At 69.6% G+C, this 21,964-nt stretch carries 16 protein-coding genes; 10 read left to right on the forward strand and 6 right to left on the reverse strand.

The window, feature by feature from the left end; translation table 11 throughout:
• Positions 1 to 30 precede the first annotated feature (30 nt).
• Positions 31 to 1,197 carry an ADP-forming succinate--CoA ligase subunit beta gene (gene sucC, locus MKP05_RS05665; protein ID WP_110283598.1) on the forward strand — a complete coding sequence of 389 codons (1,167 nt, stop codon included), beginning with the start codon at positions 31 to 33 and terminating at the stop codon, positions 1,195 to 1,197.
• Complete coding sequence (gene sucD, locus MKP05_RS05670; RefSeq protein ID WP_110283599.1) at positions 1,197 to 2,069, forward strand: succinate--CoA ligase subunit alpha; 873 nt, start codon at positions 1,197 to 1,199, stop codon at positions 2,067 to 2,069. The genes sucC and sucD overlap by 1 nt, the downstream gene beginning before the upstream one ends.
• A gap of 93 nt (positions 2,070 to 2,162) precedes the next feature.
• Here the strand turns inward: sucD and MKP05_RS05675 are convergent, their stop codons facing one another.
• Positions 2,163 to 4,040 (reverse strand): alginate biosynthesis protein, encoded by a 1,878-nt coding sequence (locus MKP05_RS05675; protein ID WP_240567408.1) that lies wholly within the window; start codon positions 4,038 to 4,040, stop codon positions 2,163 to 2,165.
• Between the two features lie 411 nt (positions 4,041 to 4,451).
• Between MKP05_RS05675 and MKP05_RS05680 the strand changes: the two genes are divergently transcribed.
• Both MKP05_RS05680 and MKP05_RS05685 read left to right on the forward strand, forming a co-directional pair.
• Positions 4,452 to 6,230, forward strand: coding sequence for a type I secretion system permease/ATPase (locus MKP05_RS05680; RefSeq protein WP_240567409.1), 1,779 nt, complete (start codon positions 4,452 to 4,454; stop codon positions 6,228 to 6,230).
• Positions 6,230 to 7,561 (forward strand): HlyD family type I secretion periplasmic adaptor subunit, encoded by a 1,332-nt coding sequence (locus MKP05_RS05685; RefSeq protein ID WP_240567410.1) that lies wholly within the window; start codon positions 6,230 to 6,232, stop codon positions 7,559 to 7,561. The genes MKP05_RS05680 and MKP05_RS05685 overlap by 1 nt, the downstream gene beginning before the upstream one ends.
• A 16-nt stretch (positions 7,562 to 7,577) precedes the next feature.
• Here MKP05_RS05685 and siaD read toward each other — a convergent pair whose 3' ends face one another.
• The 5 genes from siaD to MKP05_RS05710 form a co-directional block, all read right to left on the reverse strand.
• Positions 7,578 to 8,378, reverse strand: a complete 801-nt coding sequence (gene siaD, locus MKP05_RS05690) for a biofilm regulation diguanylate cyclase SiaD (RefSeq protein WP_240567411.1) — start codon at positions 8,376 to 8,378, stop codon at positions 7,578 to 7,580.
• Complete coding sequence (gene siaC, locus MKP05_RS05695) at positions 8,375 to 8,764, reverse strand: biofilm regulation phosphoprotein SiaC (protein WP_240567412.1); 390 nt, start codon at positions 8,762 to 8,764, stop codon at positions 8,375 to 8,377. The genes siaD and siaC overlap by 4 nt, the downstream gene beginning before the upstream one ends.
• A gap of 17 nt (positions 8,765 to 8,781) precedes the next feature.
• Positions 8,782 to 9,315, reverse strand: a complete 534-nt coding sequence (gene siaB / locus MKP05_RS05700; RefSeq protein WP_240567413.1) for a biofilm regulation protein kinase SiaB — start codon at positions 9,313 to 9,315, stop codon at positions 8,782 to 8,784.
• 8 nt (positions 9,316 to 9,323) lie between these two features.
• Entirely contained in the window at positions 9,324 to 11,411 is a 2,088-nt protein-coding gene (gene siaA / locus MKP05_RS05705; RefSeq protein WP_240567414.1) for a biofilm regulation protein phosphatase SiaA, read from the reverse strand.
• 202 nt (positions 11,412 to 11,613) lie between these two features.
• Positions 11,614 to 13,554 (reverse strand): exoribonuclease II, encoded by a 1,941-nt coding sequence (locus tag MKP05_RS05710; protein WP_240567415.1) that lies wholly within the window; start codon positions 13,552 to 13,554, stop codon positions 11,614 to 11,616.
• A 296-nt stretch (positions 13,555 to 13,850) separates the two neighbouring features.
• Here MKP05_RS05710 and MKP05_RS05715 point away from each other — a divergent pair, with 296 nt between their 5' ends.
• The 6 genes from MKP05_RS05715 (at position 13,851) to MKP05_RS05740 (ending at position 21,933) form a co-directional block, all read left to right on the forward strand.
• Complete coding sequence (locus MKP05_RS05715; RefSeq protein WP_110283608.1) at positions 13,851 to 14,585, forward strand: GntR family transcriptional regulator; 735 nt, start codon at positions 13,851 to 13,853, stop codon at positions 14,583 to 14,585.
• A 12-nt stretch (positions 14,586 to 14,597) separates the two neighbouring features.
• Positions 14,598 to 15,710, forward strand: coding sequence for an N-acetylglucosamine-6-phosphate deacetylase (gene nagA, locus MKP05_RS05720; protein WP_240567416.1), 1,113 nt, complete (start codon positions 14,598 to 14,600; stop codon positions 15,708 to 15,710).
• A complete protein-coding gene (locus MKP05_RS05725) occupies positions 15,701 to 16,720 on the forward strand; it encodes an SIS domain-containing protein (protein WP_110283610.1) in 1,020 nt (339 codons plus the stop codon). The genes nagA and MKP05_RS05725 overlap by 10 nt, the downstream gene beginning before the upstream one ends.
• A 28-nt stretch (positions 16,721 to 16,748) precedes the next feature.
• Positions 16,749 to 19,298 carry a phosphoenolpyruvate--protein phosphotransferase gene (ptsP, locus tag MKP05_RS05730; RefSeq protein WP_240567417.1) on the forward strand — a complete coding sequence of 850 codons (2,550 nt, stop codon included), beginning with the start codon at positions 16,749 to 16,751 and terminating at the stop codon, positions 19,296 to 19,298.
• Positions 19,298 to 21,028, forward strand: a complete 1,731-nt coding sequence (nagE, locus tag MKP05_RS05735) for an N-acetylglucosamine-specific PTS transporter subunit IIBC (protein WP_240567418.1) — start codon at positions 19,298 to 19,300, stop codon at positions 21,026 to 21,028. The genes ptsP and nagE overlap by 1 nt, the downstream gene beginning before the upstream one ends.
• A gap of 107 nt (positions 21,029 to 21,135) precedes the next feature.
• A complete protein-coding gene (locus MKP05_RS05740) occupies positions 21,136 to 21,933 on the forward strand; it encodes a Cof-type HAD-IIB family hydrolase (RefSeq protein ID WP_110283613.1) in 798 nt (265 codons plus the stop codon).
• Positions 21,934 to 21,964: the final 31 nt, after the last annotated feature.

A 21,964-nucleotide genomic window follows, 5' to 3' on the forward strand; every position in this document is an offset into this window, starting at 1 on the left:
CGAGTCACATGCAACCAATGGCATGAATCGATGAACCTTCACGAGTATCAGGGCAAACAGCTGTTTGCCGACTATGGTCTGCCGGTGTCCAAGGGCTTCGCCGTCGACACCCCCGAAGAAGCCGCCGAAGCCTGCAAGAAGATCGGTGGCGACATGTGGGTCGTCAAGGCCCAGGTCCACGCCGGTGGCCGCGGCAAGGCCGGCGGCGTCAAGCTGATCAAGGACCCGGCCGAGGCCAAGGCCTTCGCCGAGCAGTGGCTGGGCAAGAACCTGGTGACCTACCAGACCGACGAGAACGGCCAGCCGGTCGCCAAGATCCTGGTCGAGAACTGCACCGACATCGCCAGCGAGCTCTACCTGGGCGCCGTGGTCGATCGCACCACCCGCCGCGTGGTCTTCATGGCCTCCACCGAAGGCGGTGTCGAGATCGAGAAGGTCGCCGAGGAGACCCCCGAGAAGATCCTCAAGGCCGAGATCGACCCGCTGGTAGGCGCCCAGCCCTACCAGGCGCGTGAACTGGCCTTCGCCCTGGGCCTGAAGGGCGACCAGGTGAAACAGTTCACCAAGATCTTCCTGGGCCTCTCCAAGCTGTTCCACGACAAGGATCTGGCGCTGCTCGAGATCAACCCGCTGGTGATCACCGATGAAGGCAACCTCCACTGCCTCGACGCCAAGATCAACCTGGACAGCAATGCCCTCTATCGTCACCCGGACCTGCAGGCGATGCGCGACCCATCCCAGGAAGACGAGCGCGAGGCCGAAGCGGCCGCCTGGGAGCTGAACTACGTGGCGCTCGACGGCAACATCGGCTGCATGGTCAATGGCGCTGGCCTGGCCATGGGCACCATGGACATCGTCAACCTCAACGGCGGCAAGCCGGCCAACTTCCTCGACGTCGGCGGCGGTGCGACCAAGGAGCGCGTGGCCGAGGCGTTCAAGCTCATCCTCTCCGACGACAACGTCAAGGCCGTGCTGGTCAACATCTTCGGCGGCATCGTGCGCTGCGACATGATCGCCGAGGGCATCATCGGTGCCGTCGAGCAGGTCGGCGTCAACGTGCCGGTCGTGGTGCGTCTGGAAGGTAACAACGCCGAGCTGGGTGCCGAGAAGCTGGCCTCCAGTGGTCTGAACATCATCGCTGCTACCAGCCTGACCGATGCGGCTCAGCAGGTCGTCAAGGCAGCGGAGGGCAAGTAATGAGTATCCTGATCGACAAGAACACCAAGGTCATCTGCCAGGGCTTCACCGGTGGCCAGGGGACCTTCCACTCCGAGCAGGCGATCGCCTACGGCACCCAGATGGTCGGCGGCGTGACCCCGGGCAAGGGTGGCCAGATGCACCTGGACCTGCCGGTGTTCAACACCGTCAAGGAAGCCGTGAAGGAGACCGGAGCCGAGGCCAGCGTGATCTACGTGCCGGCCCCGTTCTGCAAGGACTCCATCCTCGAGGCCGCCAACGCCGGCATCAAGCTGATCGTCTGCATCACCGAGGGCATCCCGACCCTGGACATGCTCGACGCCAAGGTGAAGTGCGACGAGCTGGGCGTGCGCCTGATCGGCCCGAACTGCCCCGGCGTGATCACCCCGGGCGAGTGCAAGATCGGCATCATGCCGGGCCACATCCACAAGCCGGGCAAGGTCGGTATCGTGTCGCGCTCCGGCACCCTGACCTATGAAGCCGTCAAGCAGACCACCGATCATGGCTTCGGCCAGTCCACCTGCGTGGGCATCGGTGGCGACCCCATCCCGGGCTCCAACTTCATCGACATCCTCGAGATGTTCGAGAAGGACCCGGCGACCGAGGCGATCGTGATGATCGGCGAGATCGGTGGCACCGCCGAGGAAGAGGCCGCGGCCTACATCAAGGCCAATGTCTCCAAGCCGGTGGTCTCCTACATCGCCGGTGTCACCGCCCCTCCGGGCAAGCGCATGGGCCACGCCGGGGCGATCATCTCCGGCGGCAAGGGTACCGCTGACGAGAAGTTCGCCGCCCTGGAGGACGCCGGTGTGAAGACCGTGCGTTCCCTGGCCGAGATCGGCGATGCGCTGAAGGAAGTCACCGGCTGGTAAGCCGCGCTTTCGACAGCCAGGCAGGTGGAAAGGGGCACCCTCGGGTGCCCCTTTCCTTCGTCTGCCGGAGGCGCTGGCCGGGCGGCCGGCGCCTCAGCCGACCATGTCATCGACTGCGGCGTCGCCCAGGCCCAGCAGCTGTACCTGCAGCTGGCTACCGCTCGCCTCGGCCTCCAGCCGGTCGGGCAGCGATGAGTCGTCACCGTAGGCCTTGAAAGCGAAGCGCCAGGCCTCGCCGGGCTCCAGCACCTGCGGGGCGTCGTCGGTGACGCGGTAGCCACCGTCGTCCCGGCTGAGCTCCCCGTTCCACAGGGTGTCGATATCGGCGGCCAGGTCGAAGCGAACCTCGGGGTCGATGATCTCCCTGTCCGAGGCGTTCTCGATGAAGATCTCGGCGACATGGCCCGTCGACCAGATGCTGGTGGTATTGCCGGTGACGACGAGGTCCGTGTCGTCGTCGATCAGTCCCGGCAGCATGCCATCGCCGTCGAGGATCTCCTTGGGGGAGGGGGGCGCGGCCGGCTCCCCCTGGAAGGCGTTGCCCGAGGCCAGATGCAGGGTGGTGCCATCGCCGAAGACCGCATACTGCATGTCGACCAGGGTATCGATGCTGCCCTTGCCCTCGATGACGACGTGGTCGTCGGCGAAGGCGATGTCGTAATGGTCGTAGTCCTGCGTATAGAGCGCGGTGTCGGTGCCCTTGCCGCCCTCGAGCCGGTCCTCGCCGTCATACCAGTCGTCGCCGGGCCCGCCCTGCAGGAGATCGTTGCCGTCGCCACCGACCAGGGTGTCGTGGCCCAGGCCGCCGCCGAGGAAGACGCCGTCGTCCGAGCCCTGGAGGCTGTCGTCGCGACGCGACCCGATGACATAGTCGAAGACCACCTCATTGGCATCGGCATCGGTGATGGCGCCAAAGCTTTCGCCGCCGGCATTGACCCACAGGGTGGGCGACATCAGGTCGGCATCGGGGTCGCGGATGGACTGCTCGACCCGCATGCTGTTGTCATGGTCCAGGCCGCCGTGGAAGTTGATGTCGCGGTCGGTGAAGGCTACCTCGATATCGTTGCCCACCGACGACCGCCAGGAGTCGAACAGCAGGCCATGGCGCATGCCACTGTCCTCGAGCCCACCGAAGGTACCGTCGTAGCTCTCCCGCAACTCATAGGCATAGCCGTTGCCTCCACTGCCCTTGTTGAAGGCGCCGTGCGCCTGCAGGTCGGTGGCGTCGATATCCAGCGACCTGGCGAAATGGAAGGCCTTGGAGGGGCCGTCGAGGACCTGGATGTCGGCCAGCCGGGCATCGACCGTACCATCGAGGACGACGGCCTGGTAGCCCGTCAGCTCCCCCAGGGTATTCTCGAAGACGGCGTTGTCGGGCGTGCCCAGCTCGAAGTCGATGCTGAAGCCCGTCAGGGTGACGCCATCGGCCGTGTCGAGGCGCTCGACCCGTGTCTGGCCGCCCTCGAAATCGAAGTGCAGGCCGCGGTCGAGGGTGATGTCGTTGCCGTCCACGGCCTCCACCCGGGCCATGCTGGTGCGCAGCTCGGCGTACTGCACCTTGCGCCAGGAGGTGTCGCCGATCTCGTCGAAGAGGGCGTCGTCGTTGTCCTGCCAGACCCGGATGCTGTCGCCGGGCGCCAGGTCGTGATCGCCGTCGAGGGTCAGGCGCTGGGTGCCCTCGGGGTGGTCCAGCGATAGCCGGCCGACGGTCTCCCTCTCGCTGCCATCCACCCGGATGCCGTAGTCGTCGTTGCGTGCGAGTGCCGTGTCGCTGAAGGTGAGGGTGGTCTGGCCGGAGCCCGCGCCGGTCAGGGTGACATCGGATCGCGTGATGGTGATGGCGTCATCCAGCAGATAGTGCCCGGCCTCGAGTTCGAGGGTGGCACCGGCAGGGGCGCCGTTGATCAACTCCTCGAGTTCACTGGCGGTGGTGTCGGTGCCAACACGGATAACATCGTTCTGCTCGCTCATGCGGTCTCTCCGGAAAATCGACGGTCACGACAGCGGGACATCGTCACCGAAGGCGAGGCGATGTCCGGGTGTCGGTCAGGCGCGAGGGAGATGCTAATGGCCGAATGACGTGCCGTACAGCGGAAGATCGGGTCGTTATCGGCGGTGACCATTGGCCATGTTACCGGCCGGGCATGCCGGATGATGGCTCCGTTTATCCACACGACTTTGATTATCCTGTTCTTTTGTAATGAGGCGAGAGGGGCAGCCTGATGGCCCAGGGAAAGTGGCCAACATGGGGATTACAAAAGTATTATAAAAGTAATCATTAAGTATCATCCCGGCTGGTACTCTGGCGCCTCGCGCGGCGGGCATGACGAGGTCGAGCCCGTCGTGATCGCGTCCTTTCCGTCCCGGATCCGATGGTGTGCCATGGCCTCGAACGACGCCCCCTCCGCTTTGCCGAACGCGCTGAAGGCGTGTCGCTCCTCGCTGGCCTCGGTGGCCGGGTTCAGCCTGTTCATCAACCTGCTGATGCTGAGCCCGGCCCTCTACATGCTCCAGGTCTACGACCGGGTCATTCCCACGCGAAGCGGGGATACCCTGCTCATGCTGACGCTGGTCGTGCTGTTCCTGTTCGCGGTGCTGGGCGGGCTGGAGATGGTGCGCTCCCGCATCATGGTCCGCATCGGCAATCGCCTCGACGCATGCCTCGGCCACTCTCTCTATCGCGCCATTTTCCGGCACGGCATTCGAACCGCGATGCAGCAGTCGGCCCGGCCGCTCGACGATCTCGCCACCCTGCGTCAGTTCCTCTCGGGGGGCGGACTCTTCGCCTTCTTCGATGCCGCCTGGGTGCCGGTCTACCTGGTCGTGATGTTCCTGTTCCATGTCTGGCTCGGGGTCTTTGCCTGCGTCGCCGGTGCCGTACTGCTGGCCCTCGCCGTCGCCAACGAGAAGGCCACCCGCCGGCTGATGGCCGAGGCCGAAAGCGAGCAGCTCGAGGCGCGCCAACAGGCCGACGGCAACCTGCGCAATGCCGAGGTGCTGCACGCCATGGGCATGCTGCCGGGGATCATGCTGCGCTGGTCGGCCAGACACCGGGGTTACCTGCTCAAGCAGTCACGGGCGAGTGACCGCGCCGGGGTGGTCTCCAACCTGGCCAGGACCCTGCGGCTGCTCAGCCAGTCGCTGATTCTGGGGTTGGGTGCGTTGCTGGTGCTGGAGGGCCGCATGACGCCGGGCATGATGATCGCCGGCTCCCTGCTCCTGGGGCGTGCCCTGGCCCCGGTCGACCAGATGATCGGCAGTTGGAAGGGCTTCGTCGGGGCGCGTGACGCCTACCGGCGCCTCGATCTGTTGTTCGCCGCGGCCCCGGCCGAGCCGCGGCGGATGTCGCTGCCGGCGCCACGTGGCACCCTCGACATCGAGGGGGTGTCGGCCGGGCCGCCGGGCGCCTCGCTGCCGGTACTGCGCGGCGTCAGCGTCCGGATCGAACGAGGCGAGCAGGTGGGCATCATCGGGCCCAGTGCGTCGGGCAAGTCGACCCTGGCCCGGGTCGTACTGGGGGTCTGGCCGGCCCAGGTGGGAACGGTGCGGCTCGACGGCGCGGACATCGCGCGCTGGAACCGTGACGAACTGGGCCCCTTCCTGGGCTATCTGCCCCAGGATATCGAGCTGTTCGACGGCACCATCAGTGACAACATCGCCCGCTTCGGCGACGTCGACGCGGACCGGGTGGTCGAGGCGGCCAGACGGGCCGGCGTCCATGACATGATCCTGCGGCTGCCCGAGGGCTACGACACCCATCTCACCGCCCGCGGCCAGGCGCTCTCCGGCGGGCAGCGACAGCGCATCGGCCTGGCGCGGGCCCTCTACGGCAACCCGGTGGTCGTGGTGCTCGACGAGCCCAACTCGAACCTGGACGACAGCGGCGAGCGAGCCCTGGGCGAGACGCTGGCCCGCCTGAGGGAGGAGGATGTGACCCTGCTGGTCATCAGCCACCGAACCGGCGTGCTCCGGCAGGTCGACAAGCTGCTGGTGCTCAAGGAGGGGCGCATCAGTCTGTTCGGACCACGGGACCGCGTGCTGGCCCGGCTGGCGCGGCCGGGAACCGGCGCGGCGCCTGACCGGACCGCCGGCGAGGGGCCGCGGCCAGCAGGAGAGCGGGCCGCCGCGCCGGCGCGGCAACACCCGGAGGTACGGGCCTGATGGTCGATCAGCCGCGACACGCCGCTGGGGGGAGCGCGACGCGCCCGCCGGTGGAGGACCGGAGGTACCGTCGGCTCGGGATCGCCCTGGTGCTGCTCTGTTTCGGCGGCTTCGGTGGCTGGGCGCTGGCGGCCAGCCTGGCGGTGGCGGTGGTGGCCCCCGGCAAGGTGTCGGTGGTCTCCTCCAAGAAGACGATCCAGCACTACGAGGGCGGCATCGTCAGCGATATCCGCGTCGAGGACGGCGACCGCGTCGACGCCGGCGATGTCCTGCTGGTGCTCGACGATACCCAGGTGCTCTCCCGGCTGAAGATCGCCCGGTCACAGTACCTGCTCGAACGCGCCAACGAGGTCCGGCTGCTGGCGGAGCTGTCCGACCGGGAGCGGCTGGCATTCCCCGACGAGCTGCGCGACAGCGACTCCCGACGGGTTGCCGATTTTCTCGCCGTGCAGCGGGGGTTGTTCGTTGCCCGCCGCCAGGCCCTGCAGGGAGCGCTCGATGCCCTCGACCAGCAGACGCGGCGGCTGCACGAGCAGCGCGAAGGACTGGAAGCCGTGGTGGAGATCAACCGTCAACGGGTCGCGTCGTTGAACGAGGAGGTCGAGGACCACCGCTCGCTGCTCGAACGCGGCCTGGGCGACAACCGGCGGGTGCGCGAGCTGGAACGGGAGATGCTGGAGACCCGCGGCGAGATCGCCGGGCAGCGGGCCAGGATCGCGGAGATCCAGGCGCAGGTCAGTGAAAACGCTGTGCAGAAGCAGACGCGGGTCCAGGAGTTCCACCAGGAGATCGGCGAGCAGCTGCGCCAGGCCCAGGCCGGCATCGCCGATGCCGAGGAGCGCATCACGGCCCTGGACGACGAGGTCCGGCGCACCCTGGTGAAGGCGCCGGTCGCGGGCACCGTGGTCGGGCTGGGGGTCCGGACCCGCGGTGCGGTGATCGCCCCGGGAGACCCGGTCATGGAGATCGTCCCCAGCGGCGAGGGCTTCGTGGTCGAGGCCCGCATCGCGGATCGCGACATCAACAATGTCTATCCGGGCCAGCCCGCGGCGATCCGGTTCACGGCCTTCGATCAGCAACGCACCGATACCGTCGAGGGCGAGCTGGTGCACGTCTCGGCCGACAGCTTCGAGGACGAGTCGAGCGGAGCGAGCTACTACCAGGCACGCATCCGGGTCGACGAGGCGGAGGGGCCGGCGGGGCCCGAGGGGCGTCGGCTGCTCGCCGGCATGCCGGCCGAGGTCATGATCCGGACCGGGGAGCGCACCTTCGCCAGCTACCTCGCCAAGCCGCTCACCGACATGCTGGCGCGCACCCTGCAGGGGGAGTGAGGTCGGCGGGCCCTCGTCATCCCGGGATGGGGGCGATGCAGCTGCGGTTGCGGCCGCTCCGCTTGGCCTGCAGCAGTGCGCGGTCGGCTCGCTGGAGCGTTTCGGCGAGCGGGTCCTCACCGGCACGGTGTTCGCTGAGCCCCGCGCTGGCGGTGACCGACAGGGTCATGTCGCCGACCACGATGGGAAACCTGGATAGGCGTTGGCACAGGCGGTCGACGATGGCACGGCCTTCCTCGATGCCGGTGTTGGTCAGTAACAGCAGGAACTCCTCGCCCCCCCAGCGGGCGCAGAGATCATAGTTGCGCAACTCCTGCCGAATGACGTGGGCGATGGCCACCAGGACCCGGTCGCCGGTTTCATGACCATGACGGTCGTTGATGCGCTTGAAGTGATCGATATCGACCATGGCCAGGGTGTAACGCTGGCCATGGCGGCTGGCGCGTCTCGACTCCTCCTCGAGCCGTATGCCGATCATGCGGCGGTTTGGCAGCCCCGTGAGAGGGTCGTGGGTCGAGTCGCGCTCCAGGGCGAGATTATGCTCGCGCATGAGCTGCTGGTAGCCATCCGAGATGCGCGCCAGTTTTTCCTGGCGTCTGCGGATCTTGTCATAGCGTTGCCGGGTGGAGAGGTGATCCTCCCGGGCGTAGCGCTGGTAGCTGTCGGAGATGGTGATCAGGCGCTCGAGGCGTGCCTTCTCCTCGAGGTGGTGCCGGTAAAGCGCTTCCAGGGCCTCATGCAGAGGGTGCCGGGCATGGGCCGGGTCGGCGAGCAGCGACTCGACCCAGGACAGCAGCGCCGCGGCCTCCCGGGTCATGCCTCGCTCCGTGCCGGGGTGATCGCGAACGGAAAGGTGCAGTCCTCGCGGAACTCCTCGGCCAGCTCGGCGATGCGTTCGTTACGCGGGTCGTAGCGCCAGGTCACGCCGATCTGGCGGCCTTCGAGGTGCGCCTCCTCGAGGTGGTCGAAGATATCCATCATGGCCTTGACCGAGCTGGTGTTGAGATAGACGAGTTCCAGTTCCAGCTGGAGCGGCCGCGACTCGCGGTCGAGGAAACGCTCGACCCAGCCGATCACCTGATCGAAGAGTTCGTAGGAGTTCTCGGGGTAGGAGTCGCCCTGCATGGCGAGACGGCCCGACTGCCAGTCGCCGAGAATGGTCGGCGTGGACTGGCTGCCGGGAATGTTCAGGTCGGTGGTCATGGGCTTACTCGGCAGGATCAGATGATGGCTGTAAGGCTAAGGAATCCGCGTCCGTCGGGCAACGGCTCGAGTGACGCCTCCATGGGCTCGCTCGACTTGCGTGCGATATCGAGCAGTCCCAGGCCGGCGCCGGTGCGCGACACGGCGTCGCGCGGCTGGCGGAGCTGCTGCTTGTAGGCCTGCTTCAGCGCCGGCTTGTCGAGGTACCGCAGCGTCTCGATGGTCGCGACCACGCGCTCGCCATCCTCCCGTTCGACGAGGTTGCCGGCCGAGACGACATAGTGTCCCCGCTCGTTTCTGGCGACCGCCACCGTGGCCGAGGCGCCTTCCTCGTCGTAGCCCTGCCGGAGGGCATAGTGGCGGATGTTCTGGGTCATCTCGATATAGGCGGCGAAGACGTCCATGGCGGCAGAGGGGGCCGCGTCCTGGGAGTGCAGGTAGTTGCGCAGGGCATTGCCGATCTCCTCGATCAGGCTGCGCGATATGGGGCCGTTGAAACACAGCATGATGCGCTGTCGCAGGTAGCTTTCACGCATGCCTAACAGGTCCATGACACCTCCTATTGCGGTTGTCCCGTCCCGGCGGGGGAATCGGTGGGTGGTTCCCGGTGGGTGTCGTGCTCCCGGTTCCGCTGTCGGACCTCGGTGTCCCGGGTGAAACGAAACCCCAGCAGGGTGATGTCATCGCGCTGCGGCAGGCTGCCCTGGTAGGCGCGCAGCTCGGTCTCGAAGGCCACCATCTGCTCGTCGATGGGGCGCCGGGCCTGGGCCTTGAGCATCGCCTCGAAACGGCGGGTGCCGAACCCGAAGCCGTCATCGCCTCCCGCCTGGTCGAGGAAGCCGTCGGTACACAGCGAGTAGGTCCAGTCCAGGTGCAGCGGTGCGCTCTGGTTCTGATAGGTGACGGGGCGCCGGTGCCCCAGGGCCTGCCGGTGGCCCGGCAGTCGTTCCAGGGTGGCGCCATCCGTGGCATAGAGGCCGATCTTGGCGCCGGAGAAGGTCAACCGTCGCGCCTGTAGGTCCACCCAGACCAGGCCGATGTCCATGTTGGTGGCGATCGAGGCGGGCAACTGGTCGGGGCGTAGCGTGTCACGGTTCTGGCGGTCGGTTTCGATCAGGATGGCGGCGGGGTCCTCGGGGCCGACCTGCAGGATGGCGTGGTCGATGATGGCGCGGGCCAGCATGGTCATCAGCGAGCCCGGCACGCCATGGCCGGCACAGTCGACGACCCCCATCAGGTAGCCGCGGTCGGTGGCCCGGAAGACGTAGAAATCGCCGCCGACCGTATCGCGGGGCTTCCACAGCACGCCGTGGGCATGCTCGAGGTGGAGATCGAGCTGGCGGTCGGGGAGGATGGCACGCTGGATGATGCTGGCGTATTGCAGCGAGTCGCCGATCTGCTGGTGCGCCGCCGCCATCTCGGCATTCGCCTGCTCCAGGGCCCGGGTGCGTTCGCGCACCTTGCCCTCGAGCTCCTGGGTATGGCGCTCTACCTGGTCCGCCATGCGGGAAAAGGCCTGGGACAGTTCGCCGATCTCGTCGTTGCGGGACGTCGGAAGCCGCGAGTCGTAGTGCCCGTCGGCGATGGCCTGGGCCGAGAGCTTGAGGCGATTCAGCGGGGTGAGGATCAGCCGGTCGATGGCGTAGGCGAAGGCCATCAGGAGGATGCCCAGGACCAGGGTCAAGGCGATGAACAGCGACCACAGCCAGCGCCGTTCGAGGATCGGGGCGACGCCGAGGTCGAGGGCGGTGATCAGGTGCCAGTCGATCTCGGGAATATAGCCGACCGAGAGCAGGCGCTCACGCCCCTCGAGGGTCGCCCAGAGGGTCTCGACACGCTCGGGCGACTGTCGCGATGCCTGCATGGCGTCGGTCAGCCGCTGCTGCTGCTCGGCGTCGCCGAGCAGGGAGTGAACGGTCTGCCGTTCGTCGATATCACCGTCGCCGGCCCCGGAACTGAAGGCGATGCGTTCCAGGGAGGGGTGGGCCTGCAGGGCACCCTGGCGGTCGACGATCAGCGGGGTCAGCCCCGGGGCTTCATCGCGGACGAAGGCATCGAGAAAGTCGCTGAGGTCGAGCCCGGTGCCGGCCAGTCCCAACGGGCCCTGGCCGTTGCGCACCACGACGTTGAACCAGACCTTGGTGACGCCGAGCTTGCGGTCGATATTGACGTTGAGGTTGTAGGGTTCGTCGCTGGCGATGGTGCCGAAGTACCAGGCATCGTCCGGGTCCTCGGCGTCGAGCCGATAGCGGGGCCGGCGCTGGTCGGGCTGGTCGTCGTCGCTGAAATAGTAATCGCCGCCGGCATCGGTGATGACGAAGTAGGAGCGGTCGGCGAAGGCGTGGCGGAAGCCTTCGGCCTCCTCGAAGAAGCGGGCCCGCTTGTCGCGGTCCGTTTCGTCCTCGAGCCACTGGCGCGTCACGACGGAGTCGGCGAGGCGTCGTGCCAGGGCGAGTTCCCGCGATACCGGCGCCAGGATCTTCTGCATGTGCAGCAGGGTGTAGTTTTCGGCGTAGGCGTTGGCGAAATGACGGCGAATGTCGTCGATCGCCTGCCAGCCGATGATGGCGGCGGGGATCAGTGACAGTAGGCAGGCCAAAAGCAAGGTCGCGGCCGACTTGCCTCTCAGCCCCCAGCGTGCAGCCATGGTGAAGGTTCCCCAAGAATCCCGATGCAGGGTCGTGGTTATCATTGTCATACCGCGGGACTAGCCGCGGGCTGATGCTTTCGCACCAAGAGTGACATAAAGGGGGCGTCATGGCGAGGTGGCCGCGATGGATCGCGACCAACGAAAACGCCCCGGCCACTCGAGTGGCCGGGGCGCGTTTCCTCCGCACGGTCGAGACGCCTCAGACCACGGGGCGGCCCACCAGCGAGCGGGTCTCCTCGCGGGCCTCGGTCAGAGCCACGCGGAGGTGGTCGCCGAGCTTGAAGCGCTCCTCGCCCTCGATCTGGATGCGGCCTTCCTTGTCGTCGATCACCACCTTGTCGCGGTCGCTGTGCATCAGCGGGGCCGGGATGAAGGCGGTGGCGCCGTTGGCGGTCAGGCGCACGCGCATGCCGCCACGGTTGATGGCGATGATCTCGGCGTCGAAGGTCTCCTGGGCCTCGGCGGCGGGGGTCAGGTAGCGCACGTAGAGCCAGTCCTTGACGTCGCGCTCGGCCATGCGGTTGAGCCGGCGGCGCTCGGTGAGCTGCTCGGTGAGCTGCTGGCTGGCCTCGGCCGGCGCCTGCTCGCCCTTGAGCACCCGCTTGATCAGTCGGTGGTTTACCATGTCGCCGTACTTGCGGATCGGCGAGGTCCAGGTGGCGTAGGCGGCCAGGCCCAGGCCGAAGTGGGGGCCGGGGAGGGCCGACATGCTGGTGAAACCCTGGAAGCGGCGCAGGCGGGCGTCGAGCCAGGCATCCTCGCGCCCCTCGAGCTCGCGCTTGAGCTCCCGGTAGCGGGGCAGCTCGGTGAGCGCCTCGGGCTCCACCTGGATCTGCTGGGCGGCGAGGAACTCATGGGCCGCCTCGGCCTTCTCGGGCTCGAAGGCGCGGTGCACGTTGAAGATGCCGTGGCCCACGTGTTCGGCCAGCAGCTGTGCGCAGCAGGCGTTGGCGGCGATCATCGACTCCTCGATCATGCGGTTGGCGATGCGCCGCTCCTCGGTCCGGATGTCCAGCACGTTGCCGGCCTCGTCCAGGTCGAAGACATAGTCGGGGCGGTCCTTGAACACCAGGGCGTGCTCGGCGCGCCAGGCGCTGCGCGCCTCGGTCATGGCCTCCAGGGCCTTGAGCTGCTCGCCGATCTCGTCCGCCGGGGCCCAGTCGCCCCGGCCCTCGAGCCAGTCCGAGACCCGGTCATAGGCCAGCTTGGCCTTCGAGCAGGCGGTGGCGGCGAAGAAGCGGTAGTCGCCGAGGCTGCCGTCGGCGCCGATCTCCAGGGTACAGGCCAGTACCGGGCGCTCCTTGCCCTCCCACAGCGAGCAGAGGTCGTCGTCCAGCTGCTCGGGCAGCATGGTGACGTTCTGCCCCGGCAGGTAGACGGTGAAGGCGCGGGTGCGCGCCTCGAGGTCGGCGGCATGGCCCTCCTCGACATAGGCGGTGGGGTCGGCGATGGCCACCGTCAGTCGCCAGCCGCCGTTCTCGCCGGACTCGATGCGCAGGGCATCGTCCATGTCGCGGGTCTTCTCGCCGTCGATGGTGAAGAAGGGCGCGGCGGTCAGGTCCTCGCGCTCGAGGCCCTCGTCGCGCAGCGGCCAGTCGTCGCCGGCGTCCGGGCACTCCTGCTCCAGGGCGTGGCGGGCCAGGGTCACGCGCCACGGCACGGCCGGGTCGTCGGCCTTGGCCACCAATTCGTCGATCTGGGTGAAGAAGGCGCGGTCGTCGGGCTTGAGTGGATGGCGCACCAGGCGAGCCACCACCCAGTCGCCGTCGCCGATGCTCTCCTCGTCGAGGCTGCGCTTGATGCGCGCCTTGAGCACGTTCTTGATCGAGGGGTGGTCGGGCACCACGGCGAGGCGCCCCTCGCGTTTCTGGACCCGGGCGATGAAGCGTTGCAACCCGATCTCCAACAGGGCGGTCGGTTCCACGGACTTCTTGTCGCCCTCCTCGTGGACGACGGCCTCGACGCGGTCACCGTGCAGCACCTGCTTCATGGCGGGCGGCGGCACGAAGTAGGACTCGCCATCGTCGGTCTCGAGGAAGCCGAAGCCCCTGTCGGTGGCCTTGATCACGCCCTCGACGCGGGGCGTGTTGTCACGGATCTGTTGCTTGAGCTGAGCAAGCATCGAGTTGTTCTGCAGCATGGATCACGATCGGGTGGCGGGAGTAAGGGAGCCACTATACGGATTCGCACCCTCGCCGCCAAACACTGGCCGCCGGCCTTACGGCGAATCAGCCAGTTGCGCAGCCGCGGCCAGGATATCCGGGCACCGAGCCGTGACACCCCACCGGGTCGTCACCCTCCGGCCAAGGCAGGCGGCCGGCCGGTCGACCGGGCGGCGATCCGGTGGTCTTCGACCATGGTCGTAGCCATGTGGTATTTAATTGGTATCAACTTGAGGCTATAGTGGTCTTACATTGGTAAGGTCAGGAGAGATCCATGGATGCCCGTTTTCAGCAGTTGCGGCTCGACCCCCAGGGGGCGACCCCCCTCTACCAGCAACTGGCGAGCCAACTGGAGCGCGCCATCGAGACCGGTGCCTGGGAGGCCGGCGAGGCGCTGCCCTCGGAGCGCAGTCTGGCCGAGTCCCTGGCGGTCTCGCGGATCACCGCCCGCAAGGCGCTGGATCGCCTGGCGGAGCTGGGATTGATCCGCCGCAGCCACGGCTCCGGCACCTTCATCACCCCGCGGCTCAACCAGTCCCTGACCCGGCTGGTGAGCTTCACCGAAATGCTGACCCAGCGTGGCTTCACCCCGCGCTCCCACTGGCTCTCCCGCCGCCTCGCGTCGCCCAGCGCCGAGGAGGGCATGCGCCTGGGGCTGGGCGCCGATGCCAGGGTGGCGCGGCTCAGGCGGCTGCGCCTGGCCGACGACGTGGTCATGGCGGTGGAGGAGAGCTGCCTGCCGACCACCGTCCTGCCCGACCCGATGGCGGTGGAGACCTCCCTCTATGCGGTTCTGGAGGCGGCGGACAAGCCCGTGGCTCGGGCCCTGCAGCACGTCACCGCGATCAACGCCGATGCCGAACTCGCCGAGCTCGCCGAGGTGCCCCAGGGCCAGGCGCTGCTCAAGGTGACACGCCTGGGCTATCTGGGCGACGGCACCCCGGCGGAGCTCACCGTCACCTACTGCCGCACCGACTACTACGACTTCATGGTCGAGCTGACCCGCTGAGGAGGAACGACCATGCTCTACGGCAATATCCTGACCCCTGACGGCTGGCAGCTGGGCGAGCTCCGCTGGCAGGCGGGGCGCATCAGCCGCCTCGGCGGCGAGCCGGTGGATCCGGCGACCAACGACCATCCGCGGATCCTGCCCGGCTTCATCGACCTGCACGTGCACGGCGGCGGCGGCGCCGACACCATGGAGGGCGGCGCGGCCCTGGAGACCCTGGCCCGCACCCATGCGCGCTTCGGCACCACCAGCCTGCTGGCCACCACCATGACCGCACCGGACGCCGAGATCCGCCGGGTGCTCGGCGAGATCGACGCCTATCTCCGGGCCCCGGCGGCAGACGCCGCCCGGGTGCTGGGGGTGCACCTGGAGGGCCCCTATATCAACCCCGGCAAGCTCGGCGCCCAGCCGGCCCACGCCCGCAGCGGGGCGATCGAGGAGGTGGACGCCCTCTGCGCGCTGGCGCCGATCCGCCTGGTGACCCTGGCCCCGGAGCTCTCCGGGCACTTCGCGCTGATTCGCCACCTGACGGCCAGGGGCATCCGGGTGCAGCTCGGTCACACCCTGGGCAGTTACGAGGAGGGGGTCGAGGCCCTCGAGCACGGCGCCTGCGGCTTTACCCACCTCTTCAATGCCATGACCGGGCTGCACCACCGCAAGCCCGGCATGGTGGGCGCGGCCCTGGCCCATGCCGACTACGCCGAGCTGATCCCCGACCTGCTGCACGTGCATCCCGGCGCCATCCGCGCCGCGCTGCGCTGCATTCCGCATCTCTATGCGGTCACCGACTCCACCGCCGCCGCCGGCATGCCGGACGGCGACTACTGTCTGGGCGAGCAGACCGTGACCAAGTGCCTGGGCGGCGTACGCCTGGCCGACGGCACCCTGGCCGGCAGCACCCTGACCATGGATCAAGCATTGCGCAACCTGGTCGGCCTGGGGCTGACCCTGGCCGAGGCCTCCGATCGCCTGTCGCGCTTTCCGGCCGACTTCCTCGGGCTTCCCGAGCGGGGACGTCTGGCCGAGGGCGCCCCGGCCGACCTGGTGGTGCTCGATCCCCGACTCAACCTGCAAGCGGTCTTCGTCGAGGGCCGTGCCATCGAAGGAGCCCCCCCATGTCCCTGATGCTCGAGGAAGCCCGCAATGCCCCGGAACGCATCCGCGGCCAGCTGCAGCGCAATGCCGGCATGCTTGCCGAGCTGGGCGAGCAACTGCGACTGGCGCCGCCGCCGGCGGCGGTGACCGTGGCCCGCGGCAGTTCCGACCACGCCGCCAGCTACTTCGCCTACCTCTGCATGAAGCACCGCGGCATCCCGGTGGCCTCGCTGCCGCCGTCGCTGACCACCCTGGCCGAGGCCCCCTGGCGGCTCGCTGACCAGTTGGCGGTGGCGGTCTCCCAGTCGGGCCAGAGCCCGGACCTGGTGGCCACCCAGCGTGCCCTGGCCGCGGCCGGCGCCCGTACCCTGGCGCTGGTCAATACCCCGGAATCGCCGCTCGGCGCGGTCAGCGACCTGGAGGTGCCGCTCTACGCCGGCGAGGAGCACAGCGTCGCCGCCACCAAGAGCTACCTGGCGACGCTGGCCGCGATGGCCCAACTGCTGGGCCACTGGAACGGGGATCGTGACCTGCTCGCCGCCCTGGACACCCTGCCGGCCCGGCTCGCCCGGGCCGCCGAGCAGGACTGGTCGGCGGCCATCGAGGCGCTGGCCGGCGTCGACAGGCTGATGGTGATCGGCCGGGGCGCCGGCCTGGCGGTGGCCCAGGAGGCAGCGCTCAAGTTCAAGGAGACCTGTGCCATCCAGGCCGAGCCCTTCAGCGGTGCCGAGGTGCGCCACGGCCCCATGGCGCTGATCGGCCCGGGCTACCCGGTGCTGGTGTTCGCCCCGCCGGGGCCGGAGCAGGCCGGGCTGCTGGAGCTGGCCGACTGGCTCGAGGGCATCGGCGCCCGGGTGCTGCTGGCCGCCGACGACGGCGTGACCCGGCGCCGGCTGCCGCTGGTGGATGCCGGCCACGAGGCGCTGCAGCCGCTCTCGGTGATCCAGAGCTTCTACGTGATGGTGGCCGGCCTGGCGGCGGCCCGGGGCAACGACCCCGATCGCCCCCGCCACCTCAACAAGGTGACCCGCACCCTCTGACCCCATAACAACAAGTCGGGAGATTCCCATGACGACTGCTACACGCCTGATCCTGCAGGCTCCCATCGACGGGGTGGTGATCCCCCTCGCCGAGGTGCCCGACCCGGTCTTCGCCGGGGGCACCCTGGGCGAGGGCATCGCCCTGGACCCTCTGGGCGAGTGCCTGCACGCCCCCTGTGACGGCGAGGTGGTGCAGTGCGCCCGCACCCGCCATGCCGTGACCTTGAGGACCGACGCCGGCCCGGAGCTGCTGCTCCACCTGGGCCTGGATACCGTCAACCTGGACGGGGAGGGCATCGAGCTGCTGGTGACGGTGGGCGACCGGCTGCGTGCCGGCGACCCGCTGTGCCGCTTCGATGCCGACCGCCTGGCCCGGGGCGCGAGCGCCCTGATCACCCCGCTGGTGATCACCGGGGCCGCCGGCTGGCGGCTGTGCCCGCCACACCCTGCCGCCGGCGCCCGGGTCGCCCTGGGCGAGCCCCTGCTGGCGCTGGAAGCGGTCGGTGGCGCGACCGGACCGGGGGCCGGCGAGACGGGCCCGCTGCGTGAGCGCCCGGTCACCCTGGCCCTGGCGGCCGGGCTGCACGCTCGCCCCGCGGCGCGCCTGCGGGCCATCGCCCGCGGCCATGGCGTGACGCTGAGGGTGCGCAGCGAGGCCGGCGAGGCCGATGCCGAGAGCCTGAGCGCGCTGATGAACCTGGGCCTGACCCGGGGCGTCGCCCTGACCCTCGCGGCCCGGGGCGAGGAGGCCGAGGCGGCCTTGGCGGACGCCGAGGCACTGCTGACCACCCCGGAGGCGGACGACCACGGGGCGCCGACGCCCGAGACGGTGCCGGACCGGCCCCTGGCCGAGGGCGAGCTGGCGGGGCTGGTGGCGAGTCCGGGCCTGGCGCTGGGCCCATTGGTGGCCTATCGACCGCCGCTGCCCCGGGTCACCCGGGAGGGCGCCGGCGAGGCCGTGGAGTGGCCGCGGCTCAGCGCCGCCCTGGCGAGCGTCGGCGATGACTTGGCGCGAGCCGAGCGGGAGGCCCGGGCCCAGGGCCAGGCGGCGGAGGCGGAGATCTTCGCCGCCCACCAGGCCTGGCTCGAGGATCCCGACCTGATCGAGGCGGCCCGGACGCGGATGGGGGCCGGGCGCGGGGCCGGCCAGGCCTGGCGCGAGGCCCTGGACGACGAGGCCGAGCGCCTCGCCGCCAGCGGCAATGCCCTGCTGGCGGGGCGGGTCGCCGACCTGCGCGACCTGCAGCAGCGGGTGATGGCCGAACTGGCCGAGCCCGGTGCGGCCGAGGACGAGGCGGTGCCCGAGGGCGCCATCCTGCTGGCCGAGGAGCTGACGCCCTCCCGGCTGGTGGCCCTGGCCGAGCGGCGTCCCGCCGGCCTCTGCCTGGCCGGTGGCGGCACCACCGCCCATGTGGCGATCCTGGCCCGGGCCCGGGGCATTCCCTGCCTGGTGGCCATGGGCGATGCCCTGGCGGGGCTGGCGAGCGAGCGGGCGGTACTGGACGGCGAGCGCGGCCGACTGGAAGTCTCGCCGAGCCCGGCGCGGCTGGCCGAAGTGGAAGCCCTGCTGGCGGAGCGGCGCCGCCGGGCCGAGGCGGAGCGGGAAGCGGCCCAGGCCCCGGCGGTGACCCGCGATGGCCGCGGGATCGAGGTGTGCGCCAATGTCGGGGGCAGCGAGGAGGCCTGCCTGGCGGCAGGGGCCGGGGCCGACGGCATCGGCCTGCTGCGCAGCGAGTTCCTGTTCCTCGAAGGTGACAGCGCGCCCGGCGAGGCCTTCCAGCGCGGCGAGTACCAGGCCGCCCTGGAGGCCCTGGGCGGCAAGCCGGTGATCATCCGTACCCTGGATATCGGCGCCGACAAGCAACTGCCCTATCTGCGCCTGCCCGCGGTGCCCAACCCGGCCCTGGGGGTGCGCGGCGTGCGTCTCTGGCAGAGCCAGCCCGAGCTGCTCGAGACCCAGCTGCGAGCCCTGCTCTCCGTCACGCCGCTGGCGAGCCTGCGCATCATGCTGCCCATGGTCACCGAGGCGGGGGAGTTGCGTCAGGTGCGCGAGCACCTGGAGGCCATCGCCGCCGAGCTGGGCCTGAGTGAGCGCCCGCAGCTGGGCGCCATGATCGAGGTGCCCAGCGCCGCGCTGTGCGCGGCGAGCCTGGCCGTCGAGGCCGACTTCCTCTCCATCGGCACCAACGACCTGACCCAGTACACCCTGGCCATGGATCGCGAGGATCCCGAGCTGGCGGCGCGGGCCGATGTGCTGCACCCGGCGGTGTTGCGGCTGATCCGGGCCACCGTGGAGGGGGCCGCCGGTCGCTGCCCGGTGGGGGTGTGCGGCGCCGCCGCCGGGGATCCCCTGGCCGCGCCCCTGCTGGTGGCGCTGGGCGTCGACGAGCTCTCCGTGGAACCGGCCCGGGTGCCGGCGGTCAAGGCCGCGCTGCGCCGGCTGGACGCCGCGGCCCTGGCGGCACGGCTTCCCGAGTTCCTGGCCCTGGACGACGCCGCCGCCGTGCGGCAGCGGCTGGGGGCCTGGCAGGCCCGGGTGGACGAGACAACAACAACGCTTCTCGAGAGGATCTCCTGATGACCATGACCCTTGGTAACCGACTGATGGCCGGCCTGCAACGGCTCGGTCGCTCCCTGATGCTGCCCATCGCGGTGCTGCCCATCGCCGGCCTGCTGCTGCGCCTGGGCCAGCCCGACCTGCTGGACATCGCCTTCATCGCCGGCGCCGGCGAGGCGATCTTCGCCAACCTGGCGCTGATCTTCGCCATCGGCCTGGCGGTGGGCTTCGCCGACGACGCCAACGGCGCCGCCGGCCTGGCCGGGGTGATCGGCTACCTGGTGCTGGATGCGGTGCTCACCGCCCTGAACCCCGAGATCGACATGGGGGTGCTGGCGGGGATCATCATCGGCAGCGTGGCGGGGCTGCTCTACAACCGCTACAAGGCGATCCGGCTGCCGGACTATCTGGCCTTCTTCGGCGGGCGGCGCTTCGTGCCCATTGCCACCGGGCTCGCCGCAGTGGCCCTGGGGGTGGTCTTCGGCCTGGCCTGGCCGCCGGTGCAGCACGGCATCGACTCGCTCGGCCGCTGGCTGATCGATGCCGGCGAACTGGGCCTGTTCGTCTACGGCACGCTCAATCGCCTGCTGATCGTCACCGGTCTGCACCATGTGCTCAACAGCCTGGTGTGGTTCGTGTTCGGCAGCTTCGAGGCGGCCTCCGGGACCCTGGCCAGCGGGGACCTCAACCGCTTCTTCGCCGGCGACCCGACGGCGGGCAGCTTCATGGCCGGCTTCTTCCCGGTGATGATGTTCGGTCTGCCGGCGGCGGCCCTGGCCATGTACCACGCCGCCCCCAAGGGGCGCCGTGCCCAGGTGGGCGGCCTGCTGCTGTCGCTGGCGCTGACCGCCTTCCTCACCGGGGTCACCGAGCCCATCGAGTTCACCTTCATGTTCCTGGCCCCGCTGCTCTACGGCCTGCATGCGCTGCTGACCGGGGCCTCCATGGCGCTGATGCACTGGCTCGACGTCAAGCTGGGCTTCACCTTCTCCGCCGGCGCTTTCGACTTTGCGCTCTCCTACGGGCTCTCCACCAACGGCTGGCTGATGCTGCCGGTGGGCCTGGCCTACTTCGCCCTCTACTACACGGTGTTCCGCTGGGCCATTGCCCGTTTCGACCTGCCCACCCCGGGCCGCGAGCCCGAAACGGAGTCACCCTCCAGCGGTGTCACCACCGCTACCGGCGAGCGTGGGCCGGCCTTCGTCGCGGCCCTGGGGGGCGCTGCCAACCTGGCCAGCGTCGGCGCCTGCACCACCCGGCTGCGCCTGGTGCTCGAGGATCCCGCGCGGATCGACGAGGCGGCCCTCAAGGCGCTGGGTTCCCGGGGCCTGCTGCGCCTGCAGGGCGGCGGCGTGCAGGTGATCCTGGGCCCGATCGCCGATGGCGTGGCCGACGAGATCCGTCAGGCGCTGAGTCAGGGCGATCGGGGGCCCATCGCCGCCCAGGGCACGACGCCCGGCGAGGGCGAGGCGGTCGAGCAGCAGGGGAGGGCGGAGGAGCCTGCCGAGGCCGTCGATGCCGCCGCTTGCGGCGACTGGCTGCACGCCCTGGGGGGCGAGGCCAATGTCCGCGAGGTGGCGGCAGTGGCCGCCACCCGGCTGCGGCTGGCGCTGCGTGATGCCGCGGCGCTGGATGAGGCGGCCCTGGCCCGGCTCGGCGCCCAGGGTGTGCAGCGCCTGGAGGGCGATGTGGTGCATGTGCTGCTGGGCCGGCACGCCGCCGCCGTGGCCAGGGGGCTGCAGAACGGCTGAGGGGGGTGGCTGGGGCCGGCATGGCCCGGCCACCGTCGTCGCGAAGCAGGGTGGGACGCCGAAGGCTGAATCGGTTAAGCTGGGCGTTCAAGAACAGGGAGAGCCCCATGACCCCACGCCTGATCGTCTCCGATCTCGACGGTACCCTGCTGGGTGCCGACCACGACCTCCATTCGCACACCATCGAGACGCTACGGACCCTGGCGAGCCGAGGGCACCACCTGGCCTTCGCCTCCGGGCGGCACTTCCGCGACATGCTCGCCTTCCGCGAGCGGCTCGGGGTGCCGATCCATGTGATCAGCACCAACGGCGCCTACCTGCACGCCCCCGACGACCGGATGCTCGCCGCCCGGCACCTCGAGGCCGAGCTGGCCCGGGAGCTCATCGGCCTGGAGCGCCACCACAGCGTGCGGCTGAACCTCTACCGCGACGAGGAGTGGCTGATCGACGCCCCGGACCCGCGGTTGCTGGCGCTGCACGCCCATACCGGCTTCGGCTACCGGGTCGCCGGGCCCGATGAGCTCGACGGCGAGGGGGTCGGCAAGGTGCTCTATATCGGCGAGCCGCGGCGCCTGGCCGGGCTCGAGGCCGCGGTGTGCGAGCGCCACGGCGAGCGGCTGCACGTGACCTACTCGACCGCCAACTCGCTGGAGATCATGGCCGGCGGGGTCAACAAGGGCACCGCCCTGGCATCGCTGCTCGAGGCCCTCGGGCTCGCCCCCGAGGCCTGCCTGGCCTTCGGCGACAACCTCAACGACACCGAGATGCTCCAGCTTGCCGGCGAGGCCCATGTGATGGCCAACGCCCACCCCGAGCTGTCGGCCCTGGTACCGCGGGCGCGCCCCATCGGCCACCACGACGAGGCCGCCGTGGCCAGGTGGCTGCGCGAGCGCTTCGGCCTGTGAGGCGACTACCACCTTGGTCGCAAGTGCCTTG

The sequence above is a fragment of the Halomonas flagellata genome (assembly GCF_022487945.1).
Lineage (GTDB): Bacteria > Pseudomonadota > Gammaproteobacteria > Pseudomonadales > Halomonadaceae > Halomonas > Halomonas flagellata.